Origin of the sequence: Paracoccus salipaludis, from assembly GCF_002287065.1 — a bacterium.
Taxonomy (GTDB): Bacteria; Pseudomonadota; Alphaproteobacteria; order Rhodobacterales; family Rhodobacteraceae; genus Paracoccus; species Paracoccus salipaludis.
Window position 1 is genome coordinate 1 of sequence record NZ_NSJZ01000084.1, and the last position, 846, is coordinate 846.

The 846-nt window shown below is 60.3% G+C and carries 1 protein-coding gene; it reads left to right on the top strand.

What is annotated here, in order from left to right; translation table 11 throughout:
* Nucleotides 1-65: 65 nt before the first annotated feature.
* Nucleotides 66-823 (top strand): IS5 family transposase gene (locus CK240_RS17665; RefSeq protein ID WP_095641552.1). Its coding sequence is split into 2 segments (ribosomal slippage): nucleotides 66-390 and nucleotides 390-823, totalling 759 coding nucleotides; the frame shifts between segments, so codons are not numbered across the junction.
* Nucleotides 824-846 lie beyond the last annotated feature (23 nt).

Genomic DNA, 846 nt, shown 5'->3' on the forward strand with positions numbered 1-846 from the left:
TAGGCTCCAGACCCATTGATTTCAGGCGTTTGGCATGATTCAGGCTCCGCCAGGAGACCTGATCGATGAGCAATCTTTACTGGCTGAGCGATGCCCAGATGGAACGCCTGAAGCCGTTCTTTCCCAAGAGTCATGGCAAGCCCCGCGTCGATGATCGCCGCGTTCTCAGCGGCATAATCTTCATCAACCGCAATGGGTTGCGGTGGTGTGATGCGCCGAAGGAATACGGGCCTGCCAAGACCCTCTACAACCGTTGGAAGCGCTGGAGTGACAACGGGGTCTTCGCCCGGATCATGGTCGGCCTGGCCGCTGAGAGCGCCGAGCACAAGACGATCATGATCGATGCGACCTATCTCAAGGCACACCGCACGGCGTCGAGCCTGTGCGTGAAAAAGGGGGGCGCGCACGCCAGATCGGGCGGACAAAAGGCGGCATGAACACCAAACTGCACGCCGTTGCCGATGCCACGGGGCGGCCGATCGGGTTCTTCATGTCGGCCGGCCAGGTCAGCGACTACACAGGCGCCGCGGCTCTTCTGGGCAGTCTGCCGAAGGCGGGTTGGCTGCTGGCTGACAGGGGCTACGACGCTGATTGGTTCAGAGAAGCGTTGAAAGACAAGGGGATAAAGGTCTGCATCCCCGGTCGAAAGTCCCGCAGGAAGGCCGTCAAATACGACAAGCGGCGCTACAAACGGCGCAACCGCATCGAGATCATGTTCGGCCGTCTGAAGGATTGGCGGCGCGTCGCCACCCGATACGACCGCTGCCCGGAAACCTTCTTCTCCGCGATCATGCTCGCCGCAACCGTCTTGTTCTGGCTGTGAAATTCAATGAGTCTGGACCCTAG